This window comes from Sphingomonas sp. MMS12-HWE2-04 (assembly GCF_044881185.1).
In the GTDB taxonomy this organism is placed as follows: domain Bacteria; phylum Pseudomonadota; class Alphaproteobacteria; order Sphingomonadales; family Sphingomonadaceae; genus Sphingomonas.
Map to the genome: position 1 here is coordinate 181,966 of NZ_CP173254.1, position 14,882 is coordinate 196,847.

Below are 14,882 nucleotides of genomic sequence, written 5' to 3' on the forward strand. Positions count from 1 at the left end.
GTTGCGGTGCGGCATGGGAGGGACTAACCCGCGAGGCCAACGCCGCCCCCGGATTCCAGGAAGTATCGCATGGCCGACATCCCCAACACCCAGCCCGACAGCCGGGACACCACGATCCTCGACGCGCCCGACAAGAGCGTGAGCGTGCGCGAGCTGTTCGGGATCGACATCGACATGGAAGTGCCCGCGTTCAGCGAGGCCGACGAGCGCGTGCCCGATCTAGACCCAGCCTATGTGTTCGACGCCGACACCACGCTCGCGGTGCTTGCCGGATTCGCGCACAACCGCCGCGTGATGATCCAGGGCTATCACGGCACCGGCAAGTCGTCGCACATCGAGCAAGTCGCGGCCCGGCTCAACTGGCCGTGCATCCGGATCAATCTCGACGCGCATATCAGCCGCATCGACCTGATCGGCCGCGACGCGATCGTGCTCAAGGACGGCCAGCAGGTCACCGAATTCCGCGAAGGGCTGCTGCCCTGGGCGATCCAGACCCCGACCGCGCTTGTGTTCGACGAATATGATGCCGGGCGGCCCGACGTGATGTTCGTAATCCAGCGCGTGCTGGAGACCGAGGGCAAGCTGACCCTGCTCGACCAGAACCGCGTGATCCGGCCCAACCCGTGGTTCCGGCTGTTCGCCACTGCCAACACGGTGGGCCTCGGCGATACCAGCGGGCTCTATCATGGCACCCAGCAGATCAACCAGGGCCAGATGGACCGCTGGAACGTGGTGGTGACGCTCAACTATCTGCCCGCCGCGATCGAGGCGCAGATCGTGCTCGCCAAGTCGGGCGATTACGACAAGCCGGGCGGCAAGGAGCTGGTCGAGAACATGGTCCGCGTGGCGGACCTGACGCGCAAGGGCTTCATCAACGGCGACATCTCGACGGTGATGAGCCCGCGCACGGTGATCACCTGGGCGCAGAACGCGGACATCTTCAAGGATGTCGGCTTCGCGTTCCGGCTGTCGTTCCTCAACAAGTGCGACGAGACCGAGCGTGCGCAGGTGGCCGAATATTACCAGCGGGTGTTCGGCAAGGACCTGCCCGAGAGCGTGGTCTCGAAGACCTAGAGGCCTTTGCGGCCGAAGCCACCGGGGCGCCGCCCGAATGCGGGCGGCGCGGGCGGTGGCGGGGGAGGCGCGGGCGGCGGCACCGGATCGGGCCGCGGGGTTTCGGCTGCGGGCTCGCCGAACTCGACGAACATCGCCTTGACCGGCTGCGGGCGATCGGCGCGGCTGGGGCCGAAGAAGCAGCGTGTCTGCTGGTCGTCGGCGCTCGTGCCGATCGTGTCGCCATGCGCGATCACCGGGCCGGCCTGGAGCAGATAGCGCAGCACGCCGCTGAGCTTTTCGGCGACGGTGGCGACCGGATAGGGCGCGTTCCACACTTCGACTTCATAGCCGAGGAACGGCTCGAGCCCGCCGGTGGTGAAGGAGGCGTTGCCGTCCTCGATGCGATTGGGGGCGGCCCATACCCAGAGCTGGATCGGGATCTGGCCGGTGGTGAGAGTCGCCATCTGGGCGCTCGCCATCTCGGGCGAGAACAGCGTCGAGACCATGTTGTTGAACACCGCGACCACCGCAGGATCTCGGGCCAGGACGCCGACGATCAGTGTCAGCACCTTGGCGGTGGCGAGCTTGGCCTCGAAGCTGTCCGGCGCTTCGGCGCTGATCGTGATATAGCCGCGCTGGCGGGCGATCCGGTCGCGATCGCCGTCGAACCAGAAGCTGCGGCCGAGCGCGCCGTGGATGGCGCTCGGATCGTAGGGCATCGGCAGCGCGATGAGCGTGATCTTGCTGCGGCCCTGAATGAAGCCCATGCCTTGCGGGACCGCGCAGCTGGTCCAGCCGCCGCCCGGATCGACCGCGCGCATGCCCTCGTCGATCACCGACCAGTCGATATGGATGGGGCGATCGAGCAGCAGGGTGAAGCTGCCGAGCCGGCCCGGCGGCGCGACGCGCTCGTCGGTTGGTGCTGGAACAGGAGCGGCGTCGCCACCCTGTTCGGGACGGCCGAAATCGCCGCGCCGGGCAAGGCTGCGATCGGTTTCGAGCAGCTTGGCGAGCGAACGCATATCGGTGGTGTCGAGCCAGTTCTCGCCGGGATCGAGCTGGAGCAGTGCGCCTTCGTCGCCTTCGACGGCGAGCGTGGTGGCGACGATCAGCGCGATGCCGCGGGCGAACGCGTCGTCAGGCGTGGAGGCGCGGCTGATCGTGATGTGCGAGGAATGGGCGGGCGGGACATTGCCATTGGCGGGGGCATAGGCGCGCGGCACCAGCTCGACACAGGCGATGACGATGTCGGGGCCGTCGCGGCCGAGGATCGTCTGCGGTCGGATAAGCGGTATCTGGGTCTCGCTGCGGCCGTCATCCTCTTCGCCGGCGCGCCAGACGATGTTGGGGTACATCTGGGTGAGCATCTGGCGGATGCGCGAAGCGGGGAAGGCAATCGGACGATGCAGCAGCAGGACGGCCATCGTGCGCTTGGGCTCCGTGGTGGCGGACGATCTGCGAGGCAAACTGGCATAATCGGATTAACCGCGCGCTAAGCGACCCGTCGATTTCGGACTTGCATCGCGGCGCCGGGTCCGCACTAAGGCAGGGATGGCCAACGACAGTCCCACCGAACGCCTGCGTGCCGTGCTCACCGGCGCCGCGCGCGCGCTATCGGGCGAGGCGGAGGCGGAGCTGAGCTTCACGTCGGAGGCGCCGCGCCAGGATGGGCGGAGCATCAAGGTGCCGCTGCCTTCGCGCACGCTGCCTGCCGAGCAGGTCGCCGAGGCGCGCGGCTTTGCCGATGGCTTCGCGCTGCGGATGCGACACCATGACGTCAAATTGCACCAGCGCAGCGCGCCGGGCGAGCCGGTGGCGCGTGCAGTGTTCGATGCCGTGGAGACCGCGCGGATCGAGGCGCTGGGATCGCGCGGCTATGCCGGGATCGCCGATAATCTGGGCCATGCGCTCGATGTTCGGCTGCGCTCGGACCCGATCGCGCGTGCGCGCAATCGCGACGAAGTGCCGCTGTCGACGGCGATCGGGCTGATGGTGCGCGAGCGGTTGACCGGCCGCGAGGCCCCGGCCGCCGCGGCCATGGGCTTGGCGCTGGTGCGCGACTGGGTCGAGGACAAGGCCGGCAGCGATCTCGATGCGCTGGCGCTGGCGATCGACGACCAGCAGGCCTTTGCCGCGCTGACGGGCAAGCTGCTCCAGGACCTCGAGCTCGTCGAAGGCGAGATGATCCCCGACGAAGCCGACGAGAATGGCGGCGAGGACGAAGGCACCGACGAACAGGACGAGCCCGGCGAGGAAGAGGGCGACAGCGACTCGCAGCAGGGCCAGGGCGAGATCGAGGCGCGCGGCGAGCAGCAGGACTCCGACCAGACCGAGGACGGCGAGGACCAGGCCGCCGACGAGATGCAGGACGGCGAGGGCGAGGAAGGCGACGAGGGCGAGGAAGGCATGATGCCGTCGCGGCCGAATTGGCCGTGGAGCGACTTGCCCCCGCAGTTCGAATATCGGCCCTATACCAGCCAGTTCGACGAAGTGATCGAAGCGACCGAGCTGTGCGACGCCGAAGAGCTCGACCGGCTGCGCTCCTATCTCGACCAGCAGCTGGTCCATCTCCAGGGCGCGGTGACCAAGCTCGCCAACCGGCTCCAGCGCCGGCTGATGGCGCAGCAATCGCGCAGCTGGGACTTCGACCAGGACGAGGGACTGCTCGATGCGGCGCGGCTGGCGCGTGTCGTGGTCAATCCGATGCAGTCGCTGAGCTACAAGGTCGAGCGCGACACCGAGTTCAAGGACACGGTGGTGACGCTGCTCATCGACAATTCGGGATCGATGCGCGGCCGGCCGATCTCGATCGCGGCGATCAGCGCCGACATCCTGGCGCGCACGCTGGAGCGGGTGGGGGTAAAAACCGAGATCCTAGGCTTCACGACGCGTGCCTGGAAAGGCGGGCAAAGCCGCGAAAAGTGGCTCGCCGAGGGGCGTCCGCCGCAGCCCGGCCGGCTCAACGATATCCGTCACATCGTCTACAAGCAGGCCGACGAGCCCTGGCGCCGCGCCAAGCGTGCGCTGGGGCTGATGATGCGTGAGGGGCTGCTCAAGGAGAATATCGACGGCGAGGCGCTGCTCTGGGCGCATGCCCGGCTGATCGCGCGGCCCGAGGATCGCAAGATCCTGATGGTGATCTCTGATGGCGCGCCGGTCGACAATTCGACGCTGTCGGTGAACAGCGGCTCGTATCTCGAACGCCATTTGCGGCAGGTGATCGGCTGGATCGAGAGCCGCTCGCCCGTCGAGCTGGCGGCGATCGGCATCGGACATGACGTGACGCGCTATTACCAGCGCGCCGTCACGATCATGGATGCCGAGCAGCTGGCGGGCACGATGGTCGAGCAGCTCGCGGCGTTGTTCGATACCGAATGAGGATCGAGCCGCCCGAGGGTGGCTTTCATGGGCCGGCCAAACGATCGGTTACGATCGCCGGGCACCCGACGTCGATCAGCCTCGAGCCGCTGTTCTGGGCGGCGCTCGAAGCCGCGGCGGCGGAGCGCGCGCTGCCGCTCAACGCGCTGATCGCTGCGATCGACCACGCCCGTATCCAGGGGAATGACCCGCCCAACCTCGCCAGCGCGATCCGAACCTGGCTGCTCGACGCGGCATCGGCCCAAAATAATTCCGACAAAGCTGCAAGTCGCTCGCATTAGCGTTGACTCTGAGAACGCCTCGCAATAGCTGCTCCCGTAACAAAGAGCAGAAGGGGCTTTCAGTGACTCGTTCCATTCCGGCAGGCCGCGCGCCAGCCTTCCTCGCGCTTGCCTGTGTCGGCTTCGTCGCGACCGCCCCGGCGGCCCATGCCGCGCCCGACGATAGCAAAAACGTCGCGGCCGATGATGACCAGGACCACGCGCAAGACATTCTGGTGAACGGTCAGGTCTATCAGCCGAAGCAGGAAAGCCCGAAGAACACGCGCCCCTTGCGCGACACTCCGCAGACGGTGACGGTGATCACCGCCGAGGTGATGCAGCAGCAGAATATCCTGTCGCTGCGCGATGCGCTGGCCACCGTGCCGGGTATCACGTTCGGCGCCGGCGAAGGCGGCAGCGGCTATGGCGACAGCATCAATCTGCGCGGCTTCAGCGCCAACAACGACATCACCGTCGATAACGTCCGCGACAGTGCGCAATATACCCGCTCCGACAATTTCAACATCGAGCAGATCGAAGTCACCAACGGCTCGAACTCGGTCTATTCGGGCGGAGGCTCGATCGCCGGCAACATCAACCTGGTCAGCAAGCGTCCGACGGGGAGCAATCGCTCGGTCGTGCAGGCGGGCATCGGCACCGACAATTATTATCGCGCCACCGCCGATATCGACCATAATCTGTCGGACAGCATCGGCGTTCGCTTGAACGCGATGGTCCACCATAACGACATCCCTGGTCGCGAGGTGGAGAAGAACAAGCGCTGGGGGGTGATGCCCTCGATCGCCTTCGGGCTGGGCGGCCCGACCCGGATGAGCTTCCTCTACCTGCATCAGGAAGACAATAATATCCCGCAGTTCGGCGTGCCCTATGTCAGCAGCGTCAACAACGGCTTCACCGGCCAGGTGCCGGGCACCAGCCGCAGCGCCTATTATGGCTTCCGCAACCTCGACAAGCAGGACAGCACGGTCAACCAGCTGACCGCGATCTTCGACCAGGACCTGACCGACAAGATCGCGCTGCGCAATCTGACGCGCTATCAGGACGTCCGGCAATATTCGATCGCGGACGGCCCCGAAGGCACGTTCTGCCTGCCGAGCGGCCTCACGGCGGGCGGCCTTGCCTGCACCACGCCGGGCTTCTTCGTGCCGAGCGGCGGATCGCGCGGCAACACCCGCGATACCCGCAACCAGATGCTCTACAACCAGACCGACCTGAAGGGGACGTTCGACACTGGCGGGATCGAGCATAGCTTCGATCTCGGCGCCTCGGTTTCGCGCGAGACCTTCGACGTCCGCTCGGGCAATTCGCAGCGCAACGCCGATGGCACCACGGTGGTCATCCCGCCTTATGCGTGGAACGATCCCAATCCGAACGACCGCAACGTCTATAGCGGTCCGGTGAACTTCATCGTCAGCGCGAAGAACCACAGCACGGTCGAGAATTACGCGGCCTACATGTTCGACACGATGAAGTTCTCCGATCATTTCGAGCTCAACGGCGGCGTGCGCTGGGAGCGCAATATCGGCGAATTCACCGGCAACACGATCTCGACCGCGGCGGCGACGCTGGGCCAGACGACGGCGGTGACGACGAGCGGCAACCGCGACAGCCTGTTCTCCTATCGCATCGGCGCAGTCTACAAGCCGATCGAGGCGGTCAGCCTCTATGCCGCCTATGGCAATTCGACGACGCCGTCGCAGAGCACGGTCAACGGCAGCTGCACCGCAACCGGGGCTTCGCAGACCTGCAACGTCAAGCCCGAGAGCGCCAAGAATTACGAGATCGGCGGCAAGGCCGAGCTGTTCAACGGCGGGCTGTTGCTGACCGCGGCATTGTTCCGCACCGATCGCGACAGCTACAAGGTCGCCTCGAACGATCCGACGATCCCGGACCAGCAGCTCGACGGCCATTCGCGAGTGGACGGCATCGCGCTGGGCGCCACGGGCCACATCACCCCGGCCTGGCAGATCACGGCGAACTATACCTATCTCAAGAGCAAGCTGATCCAGTCGCTGTCCGACGAATGTCTTGCGGCAGCCGCGGCGGCGACCAACAACAACGTCATCGCCGGCTGCGCCAACAACGCGGTGTTCCCCGATCCGGCGAAGGGCGCGGCGCTCAACCAGACCCCCAAGCATTCGGGCAGCCTCTACACGGCGTATAGCTTCCCGTTCGGCCTGACGCTGGGGTATGGCGCCACCTATCAGGGCCCGTTCGCGATCAACCTTCCGGCGATCGTGACCACCGGCCCCGGCGCCCTCACGACGCTCACCCCAGTGCTCCATTCGAAGGACTATCTCATCCACAATCTGACGCTGGCCTACGCGATCACGCATGACCTGTCGGCGCAGCTCAACATCAAGAATATCGGCGACAAGCTCTATTACACCCGCATCCGCGCCAATAACGGCTGGGCGACCCCGGGCGACGGGCGATCGGCGATCCTGACGCTGAGCTACAAGTTCTGATAGTGTGACCGGATGACGCAGCTCGATAGCTTGTCGAGCGAAGAGATCGCCGCCCGCCTCTCCGGTTCTCCGGAGGCGCGGGCGGCGTTGATTCGCGAAGGAGCAGAGGCCGGACTGGCCGAAGCGCAGGCGGTCTATGGCCAGATGCTGCTCGACGCGCAGAAGCCGGGCGAGGCGTTCGGCTGGTTCTGGAAGGCGGCGCAGCAGGGGCATGCGATGGGGCTCAACATGCTGGGTCGCTGCTATGACCTCGGCTGGGGCACGCAGGTGGACAAGGTGCGTGCGGCCGAATGCTTCCGCGTCGCCGCCGAGGCCGGGCTCGATTGGGGCATGTATAATTACGGCTCGGCGCTGGCGCTGGGTCAGGGTTTGATTGAGGACAAGGCACAGGCGCTTGTCTGGTTCGAAAAGGCGGCCGCGATGGGCCACGCCAAATCCACGAACTTCGTCGGCAGCTTCCATGAGGAAGGCACGCTGATCCCGCGTGACATGGCGGCGGCGGCGGACTGCTATGCCCGGGCGGCCGAAGGCGGGGACTTCCGCGGCATGTTCAACCATGCCCGGATGCTGGCCGAGGCCGGCGACGTGGACGCCGCGCTGGCGTGGATCGGGCAATGCGGCGCGGCGGCGACGCCGGCGTTTCGCGACAAGGCGCTGGCCTGGCTGGCGCAGGTCCCCGATCCGCGGCTGCGCAGCGCGGGGACGGCGGCATTGCGCACCGGAGCGAAGCCATGATGATCGCGATTCCCGACCTGTTCTCCCCCGCGGACGTGGCGGCGGTGCGGGCGATCATCGATGCGGCGGACTGGGTGGACGGCAACGTCACCTCGGGCACGCAATCGGCGCTCGCCAAGCAGAACGAGCAGCTTCCCGAAGGCGGCGACGCGCATCGCCGGGCCGGGGCGATGGTGCTCGACGCGCTGGGCAAGTCGCCGCTGTTCTTCGCTGCGGCGCTGCCGCTCAAGGTCTTTCCGCCGCTGTTCAATCGCTATAGCGCGGGGCAGACCTTCGGCACGCATGTCGACAATGCGATCCGCATCCAGCGCGGCACCGAGTTCCGCATCCGCAGCGACCTGTCGATGACGGTGTTCCTCGAGGAGCCCGAAAATTATGACGGCGGCGAGCTGGTGGTCGAGGACCATTTCGGGGTGCAGCGGGTCAAGCTGCCGGCGGGGCACGCGGTGCTCTATCCCTCGTCGAGCCTGCACCATGTCACCCCGGTGACGCGCGGGCGGCGGGTGGCGAGCTTTTTCTGGCTGCAATCGATGGTCCGCGACGATAGCGCGCGGCGGCTGCTGTTCGACCTCGACCAGAGCGTCCAGCGGCTGACCGGGCAGCTGGGCGGTACCGATCGATCGGTGATCGAGCTGACCGGCGTCTATCACAACCTGCTGCGGATGTGGGCCGACGCCTGACTCGGTTGACGAAGTTGACACACCCGGCGGCCCCTACGCCACCCGGGCACGGCGACACTTGACATAATTCGATGATTAGCTAAACGTCGCATTGTGAGCCAGGTTTTCCGTGCCCTTTCCGATCCTACCCGCCGGCGCGTTCTGCAGCTGCTGCGCAAGGGGCCGATGAGCGCGGGCGAGCTGAGCGACCAGTTCGACGTCTCCAAGCCAACCATGTCGGCACATTTCGCGGTGCTGAAGGAGGCTGATCTGGTGCACGCCGAAAAGGCGGGGAAATCGGTGCTCTATCATTTGAAGCTGTCGGTGCTCGAGGAAGCGCTGCTGGGCTTCGTCGATTCGTTCGGCATCGGCGCCGAGGCGCCGGAGCCCGGAAGGGAGACTGCGCGATGAACAAGAATCTGATCTTCGGCCTGTCCTGGGTGGCCGCCATCTTCGCCGTCGCGATTGGCGCGTCGTTCGCGCGCAAGCTGGGCTATCTCGACGGCGACATGGTCACCCGGCTGGTGGTGGGACTGAACGGCCTGATGATCGCGTCGATCGGCAACCGAATGCCCAAATTGGTGGTGCCGAGCACTTGCGCACGCCGGGTTCAGCGCATCGGCGGCTGGGCGATGGTGCTGAGCGGGTTGCTATACACCGCGCTGTGGGCGTTGGCCCCGATTCCGGTGGCGCTGATCGCGGGCACCGGCGCGATCGCCCTGGGGATGGCCCTGACGATCGGCTACAGCCTGGCGCTACGCGACACCGCGCGCGCTGAAACGCGCGCCCGTTGACGAAGAGCGTTAACGATCGGGCGGGCCGAGGCTTAACCGCAGGGAGATGGTCGCCTCAGCGCGCGATGCCCTGGGCTCGTGTGAACTGACCTTATCGCCAACCTTTCGGTTGGCTTCGCGACAGCGTGATTGCGGATTGCCGTGTCAAAGAGCGGCGAGCGAGTTGCCCGAGCGACTTAGGGTGGCGACGGCAATGTTCAAGCTTTGTTCCGATCCTTTTTCCGCGGATCGGCGAGGTTGCGGACACATCTCTTTCCGTCACCCCGGGTCAAGCCCGGGGTGACGAGGAGAAGGTCCGCTGCCCACCCACTTCCGGTCGTTCGGGATCGGCGAAGCGGACTCCGAAAGCCGAGGGGCAAGCAACGCCCCCGTTTACGGCCAAGCCGACCTTACCCCTCTCCCGAGGAGGCGATTGCTCAGGCTGGCGGCAGGAGCAGCGAGGCGAAGGAATTGGGCGGGAGGGTCTGTTCGACCATCGCCTTGCCCATGCCGATGCGCAGCGGCATCGGTGCGTTGGTCGGGTTGTGGGCCATGATCGCGAGGCTGCCGTCGCGATTGCGGAAGGCGAGCACGTCTTCATAGCCGGTCCAGCTGATCGCATTGATGCGGCGTGCGCCGGGGCGGACGATGCCGGCGAGGTGCTTGAGCAGATAATATTCGTGGTTCCAGCGATAGCGGCGGGTGGCGCGATCGACGCTGAATAGCGAATTCTGCGCCCAGCCCCAGCGGCTGACGCCGCCATCGACCAGTGCGATGTTCCAGTAATTATAGCCGCTGCAGCCGTTGCTCAGATAATGCTTCATCAGGCTCCAGACATAGCGCGCGTAGCGCCAGTCGTTCTTGCCGTCGCCGCATTCCTGCTCGCTCATGTAGAAGCGCAGGCTTGGATGGTTGTGGGCGAGGAAGGGTAGCGCGCCGCGGCCGGCCCATTGCACGCCGACGCCGCGGATCACCGAAGCCGCGGCCTGATCGGCATAGACCGCTTCGAACAGGCGATCGTCGGGGCGCTCCATCGTGCCGAAAAAGACCTCGACGTCGCGGCGCGCCATCTCGCGTCCGAGATGGGGAGGAAGCGCGCCAGGCCGGTGGGCGTCCAGCAACAGCTGGGAAAGGGTTGGGCAGAGTTGAATTCGTTCTGGGGCATGACCATGCCGATGCGGATCCCGCGCCGGGCATAGTCATCGATGAACTTGCCGAAATAGCGGGCATAGGCGGCGAAATAGCGCTCGTCCTGGATAAACATGTCGGTGCCCTCGGCGCCGCGCTGATCGGGCTGGAGGCCGTTGTCCGGCCAGCCGGGGCGATTGGGGACCGAGGCATAGTGCCGGTTGGTCTTCATCCAGCTGGGCGGGCTCCACGGCGAGGCCCAGAGCCGCAGATCGGGCCGGACGCGGAGCGCGCGCTGGATGAAGGGCATCAGCGTCTGTTCGTCGCGCGCCGTAGAGAAATGCGCGAGGGCGAAATCGCCGGGGGTCTCGTCATAGGAATACCAGTCGCGGGCGAAGTCGTTGGCGCCGATCGGCATGCGGCACAGCGCGAAGCCCATGCCGGCATCGCCGAACAATTCGGCGAAGATCGCGTCCTGGTCGGCGCGCGGCAGCAGGCCGATCGCGTCCCAGCCCATTTCGTTGAAACAGGCGCCGAAGCCTTCGATCGCAGGCAGCGTGGCATCGAGCTGGAGCTCGACATCGCCGGGCTCGTTGGCGCGGGCGGTGGACTGCTGGGGCGTTTCGGCGAGCTGCCAGGGGCTGGCCTGGGTGGTTACGACCCAGCGGTTCGGCGGCAACGCATAGGTCTGGGCGGGCTGGGCGCGGGCGCTGGCCGGCAGGGTGGCGGCAAGCCCGCTGGCGGCGGCCATGCCGACAAAGCTGCGCCGATCGACTAGGCCCATCTCGCGCAAATCCGCTCTCCCTGCTCGTGCTTTGGCAGCATTATCCGCGCATGCGCGGGCTTGCGCAATCAGCGATCGGGGGCGCCGAGGCTCAGCGGGATTCGTTCGATCCGTTCCGGCACGGGGTGGCGCGGCCTGGGTTGGCGCAATTCGGCCGCCGTGCGAATGGCAAGCAGCCGCGCGAAGCGGCGTGTAGAACTCATGATTGTCGACCCTCCCGGACATTACATCGTCGGTAACGGGACAATAACGTAGCTGGTGAACGTGTTCCGAAGAATTGAGGTTAACGTCGACGAAGCATTTTCCTCGCGCGACCAAGTAGTTGGCAAGGTCAGTCGAGCATCGCCTGAAGCGCGGGCGAGAGATGCTCGCCGCCGCCGCGGACGAGCATGCGGGTGGCGAGGCCTTCGCGTTCCGCCAGCGCCATGCCGGCAGGGCCGAGCACGCCGAGCGCGGTAGCCCAGGCGTCGGCGTGCATGCACTGCGCGTGGAGGACGCCCACCGAGGCGACGTTATTGTCGAGCGGGCGGCCGGTGCGCGGATCGATCGTGTGGGCATAGCGGCGGCCGTTCGCTTCGAAGCCGCGGCGATAGTCGCCCGAAGTGGCGACCGACAGGCCGTGGAGCGCGATGCGGAGCGGCGCGGCGGCGATGCCGGGGACGGTTTCGAGATCGACCCACCAGGGCTGGCCATCGGGCTTGATGCCTTCGCCGCGCAGCTCGCCGCCGATCTCGATCAGGAAATCGGCGAGCCCGAGCCCGCGCAGCCGATCGGCGACGGCATCGACGGCATGGCCCTTGGCGATGCCCGAGAAATCGAGCGCGGCGCGGGCGTTCCGCCGGGCGCGGCGGCCGTCCTGCTCGAGATGGCGGTGGCCCGACACGGCCAGGGCTTGTGCGACGGCGGCGTCGCTGGGGAAGGGTTGGGGCCCGGCGGGGCCGAAGCCCCACAGATCGGCGAGCACGCCCATCGCCGGATCGAAGGCGCCGTCGCTCGCCTCGGCGATGGCGAGGCCGGTGCGCAGCACGTCGGCAAAGGCGGGGGGCAGCGGCTGCCAGCGGCCGGGGTCGGCGCGGTTGAAGCGGCTGAGGTGCGAGCCGGGCTCCCAGTGGCTCATTTCGGCGACCACGCGGGCAAGCGCGCCCTCGATCTCGGCGCGGGTGTCCGGCGGGGCGTCGACGGCGTGGAGCGACCAGCTGGTGCCCATCGTCGTGCCGTCGAGAAACGCCAACGGGGCCCCCGCGCGGCGGCGCTGGAACGCCGCCGGCGAAAGCCCCGCCGGGATCGCAATGCGCGGGGCGCCGCTCAGGGAGCGAGCACCTCGAGCGTGGTGACGTAGCTTACGCGGCGCTGCGGCGGGCCGGACATGCGGCCGCCGGGGCCAGCAGGGCCGCCCGCGCCGGGCGCGCCGGCAGCGGGGCCGCCCGGACCGCCAGGGCCACGCGGCGCGCCTTCGCCGGGGCCTTCCTCACGCGGCCGATTGGGGGTGACGTTGACCCAGTAGAGGCCGGGATCGGGCCAGTTGATCGAGACCTTGCCGTCGGGCCCGGTCTTGAGATCCTGCTGCTTGAGCGCGTCGCGATAGCGGATGCCGCCCGGGATCACGGTGACGAACAAATTGGGCGCGGGCTTGCCGTCGAGCAGAAACTGGAAGGTCGCCGCCTCGCCGACGACGAGATCATTCGGGTGGGTGACCGGGACGAGCTCGATGCCCTTGCCGCTGGGCTTGAACACCGTGGTCGTCGGGGCGCCCTGGGTCACGTAGATCTCGTTGCGCGTGACGCTTTCGGCGGTCTGGACGTCGGTGGCGCCGGCGGGGATCGCGGCGGCGAGCGTGGCGGGGGTGGTGCCGCGCGGCAGCATCTTGGTCTCGCCGTTAAGCTTGTAATTGCCGAACACGGCCTGGCTGACGCCGCCGATCCGGTACGTGCCCTGCTGAGTGAGGTGCACGTCGAAGGTCGCGCGGAACTTGCCGACGGCATGGTTCTCAACCGTCCCCTCGGTGCCGTCGGGCTGCGTGACGCTGGGGACCGCGCGGATCGGCTGGTGATCGAAGAAGAACAGGTCGTTCGACACTGCGGCGTCGACGGTGACCCAATTGTCGGTGCCCGAGACCGAGGTCGACGAGGCGATCATCCACATGCGGTGGGCAAAGGCGGCGGGTGCCGCGAGCGCGGCGACGGCGGCGACCGCGAGGAGTGGCGTGCGTAGGTTCATCAAAATTCCCCCTGTTAGCGCTTGAGCGTGAGCGAAACGGCGCCGAGCTCGCTGGCGCCCTTGCCCGAGGCGGTGGCGGCAGTGCCGTTCCAGGCGAAGGGCAGGCGGACGAGCTCGCGCCCGCCGACTTCGCGCGCGGCTTCGACGACGAGCGTATAATTGCCTGGGCTGAGCGTGGGCATGCCGCCGCGCCCGCCGACGAGATGGACCTTCTGGACGCCGGGCGCGCGGGTGGCGCCGCTGACGCCGTCGGCCGGGAAGGTCATGCCGCGGCCCGCGGCGCGCCACCATTGGCGGATGTCGCGCAGCCATTTGGTGCCTTCGCCGCCGCGCTTGTCGACGTCATACCAGACCTGGACGGTGCGCGGCGCGGTGCCCGCCTTTTCGAGCCATATCGCGACATAGGGCTGATGATATTCGGCAACCTTGAGCCGCGGAATCTCAAGCGAGAGATCGAGCGTCTGCGCCGCGGCGCCGGCGGGGAACAGCGCGATCCCGCCCAATGCGGTGGTGGCGAGTCCGGTCAGGCGATAGTGCATGTGCGTGCCTCTTTAGTGAATGAGGAAGAGCGCGATCAGCGCGGGAATAACGAGCCCGGCGATGACGATCGGCCAGGTGCTCTTGCGGTGCTTCGAATGCATCCACAGCAGCACCAGCCCGGTGAGGGTGAAAACCAGGCAGGCGAACACGAAGATGTCGATGAACCACTTCCACGCAGTGCCGGCGTTGCGGCCCTTGTGGAGGTCGTTGAGATAGGCGATCCAGCCGCGCGAGGAAGTCTCGCTGGTGACCGCGCCGGTCGCGCGATCGATCGCGATCCAGCTGTCGCCGCCCGGCCGCGGCTTGGCGAGATAGACCTGATCGATCGTCCATTCGGCCTCGCCGGCGGTATCGAGCTTGATATTGTCGCCGATCCACTTCGCAACTGCGGGAGGAATTGGCTTCTTCGCGTCGGGGGCGTCGTCGGGCTTTACCATCGCGGCGAGCGGCGGCGGCAGCTGTGCGGCGCGCTCGACCGATTTCGGGCTGCCTTCGATATCGGCGGCATGGTTGAGCGTGAAGCCGGTGATCGCGAACAGCAGCAGCCCGACCAGGCTCAGCGCCGAGCTCATCCAATGCCAGGTATGGAGCTGCTTGAGCCAGAAGCTCTTGCGGCTGCGCTTCTTGGCGGGCGGCGGCGCGGCGGTTCCGTGCATGGGAATGGGTGCAAACTCGACTGGATTGAAGGCCCGCGAGTAACGCGAACGATTCGCAATTGCAACGGTTTGCTTCTGAATTTTGATCCTACCCCGTCACGGGAAGGGGACGATGCTAAGCATGGGGGAGGGGGCATTCCTCATAGGGAAGCCATCGCCGCACACTCCCTCCACCACCGCCTTCGGCGGCGGTCCCCCTCCCCGTAC

The 14,882-nt window shown here is 66.9% G+C and carries 15 protein-coding genes; 8 read left to right on the top strand and 7 right to left on the bottom strand.

Annotated features, from left to right (window positions below; translation table 11 throughout):
- Positions 1-69 precede the first annotated feature (69 nt).
- Positions 70-1,074, top strand: a complete 1,005-nt coding sequence (gene cobS / locus AB2M62_RS00855) for a cobaltochelatase subunit CobS (RefSeq protein WP_404336994.1) — start codon at positions 70-72, stop codon at positions 1,072-1,074.
- Here cobS and AB2M62_RS00860 read toward each other — a convergent pair.
- Positions 1,071-2,480 (bottom strand): DUF4261 domain-containing protein, encoded by a 1,410-nt coding sequence (locus tag AB2M62_RS00860; protein WP_404336995.1) that lies wholly within the window; start codon positions 2,478-2,480, stop codon positions 1,071-1,073. The genes cobS and AB2M62_RS00860 overlap by 4 nt on opposite strands.
- 127 nt (positions 2,481-2,607) lie before the next feature.
- On the opposite strand from AB2M62_RS00860, the gene cobT reads away from it, so the two are divergent.
- The 7 genes from cobT to AB2M62_RS00895 all read left to right on the top strand — a co-directional run bounded on the left by cobT (position 2,608) and on the right by AB2M62_RS00895 (position 9,371).
- A complete protein-coding gene (gene cobT / locus AB2M62_RS00865) occupies positions 2,608-4,434 on the top strand; it encodes a cobaltochelatase subunit CobT (RefSeq protein WP_404336997.1) in 1,827 nt (608 codons plus the stop codon).
- The gene (locus tag AB2M62_RS00870) at positions 4,431-4,715 is read left to right on the top strand and encodes a ribbon-helix-helix domain-containing protein (RefSeq protein WP_404336999.1); all 285 of its coding nucleotides are present in this window, start codon (positions 4,431-4,433) and stop codon (positions 4,713-4,715) included. Before cobT ends, AB2M62_RS00870 begins: the two co-directional genes overlap by 4 nt.
- 62 nt (positions 4,716-4,777) lie before the next feature.
- The gene (locus AB2M62_RS00875) at positions 4,778-7,183 is read left to right on the top strand and encodes a TonB-dependent receptor (protein WP_404337001.1); all 2,406 of its coding nucleotides are present in this window, start codon (positions 4,778-4,780) and stop codon (positions 7,181-7,183) included.
- Positions 7,184-7,195: 12 nt separating this feature from the next.
- Positions 7,196-7,918: a tetratricopeptide repeat protein gene (locus AB2M62_RS00880; protein ID WP_404337003.1), complete on the top strand. Its 723-nt coding sequence runs from the start codon at positions 7,196-7,198 to the stop codon at positions 7,916-7,918.
- Positions 7,915-8,598 (top strand): Fe2+-dependent dioxygenase, encoded by a 684-nt coding sequence (locus tag AB2M62_RS00885; protein ID WP_404337005.1) that lies wholly within the window; start codon positions 7,915-7,917, stop codon positions 8,596-8,598. The genes AB2M62_RS00880 and AB2M62_RS00885 overlap by 4 nt, the downstream gene beginning before the upstream one ends.
- Positions 8,599-8,691: 93 nt before the next feature.
- On the top strand, positions 8,692-8,988 hold the full coding sequence (locus AB2M62_RS00890; RefSeq protein WP_404337007.1) for an autorepressor SdpR family transcription factor: 297 nt from the start codon (positions 8,692-8,694) through the stop codon (positions 8,986-8,988).
- Positions 8,985-9,371 (top strand): ammonium transporter, encoded by a 387-nt coding sequence (locus tag AB2M62_RS00895; RefSeq protein ID WP_404337009.1) that lies wholly within the window; start codon positions 8,985-8,987, stop codon positions 9,369-9,371. The genes AB2M62_RS00890 and AB2M62_RS00895 overlap by 4 nt, the downstream gene beginning before the upstream one ends.
- 416 nt (positions 9,372-9,787) lie before the next feature.
- On the opposite strand, the gene AB2M62_RS00900 is transcribed toward AB2M62_RS00895, so the two are convergent.
- From AB2M62_RS00900 to AB2M62_RS00925, 6 genes are all read right to left on the bottom strand, one after another.
- Positions 9,788-10,420 (bottom strand): glycoside hydrolase family 30 beta sandwich domain-containing protein, encoded by a 633-nt coding sequence (locus tag AB2M62_RS00900; RefSeq protein WP_404337010.1) that lies wholly within the window; start codon positions 10,418-10,420, stop codon positions 9,788-9,790.
- Positions 10,321-11,262 (bottom strand): hypothetical protein, encoded by a 942-nt coding sequence (locus tag AB2M62_RS00905; RefSeq protein ID WP_404339737.1) that lies wholly within the window; start codon positions 11,260-11,262, stop codon positions 10,321-10,323. The genes AB2M62_RS00900 and AB2M62_RS00905 overlap by 100 nt, the downstream gene beginning before the upstream one ends.
- A 331-nt stretch (positions 11,263-11,593) precedes the next feature.
- Positions 11,594-12,469 carry an FAD:protein FMN transferase gene (locus tag AB2M62_RS00910; protein WP_404339739.1) on the bottom strand — a complete coding sequence of 292 codons (876 nt, stop codon included), beginning with the start codon at positions 12,467-12,469 and terminating at the stop codon, positions 11,594-11,596.
- Between the two features lie 98 nt (positions 12,470-12,567).
- Positions 12,568-13,479 (bottom strand): DUF4198 domain-containing protein, encoded by a 912-nt coding sequence (locus AB2M62_RS00915; protein WP_404337012.1) that lies wholly within the window; start codon positions 13,477-13,479, stop codon positions 12,568-12,570.
- 14 nt (positions 13,480-13,493) lie between these two features.
- Positions 13,494-14,018 carry a DUF2271 domain-containing protein gene (locus tag AB2M62_RS00920; RefSeq protein WP_404337014.1) on the bottom strand — a complete coding sequence of 175 codons (525 nt, stop codon included), beginning with the start codon at positions 14,016-14,018 and terminating at the stop codon, positions 13,494-13,496.
- Positions 14,019-14,030: 12 nt separating this feature from the next.
- Entirely contained in the window at positions 14,031-14,675 is a 645-nt protein-coding gene (locus tag AB2M62_RS00925; RefSeq protein ID WP_404337016.1) for a PepSY-associated TM helix domain-containing protein, read from the bottom strand.
- Between the last annotated feature and the right edge of the window lie 207 nt (positions 14,676-14,882).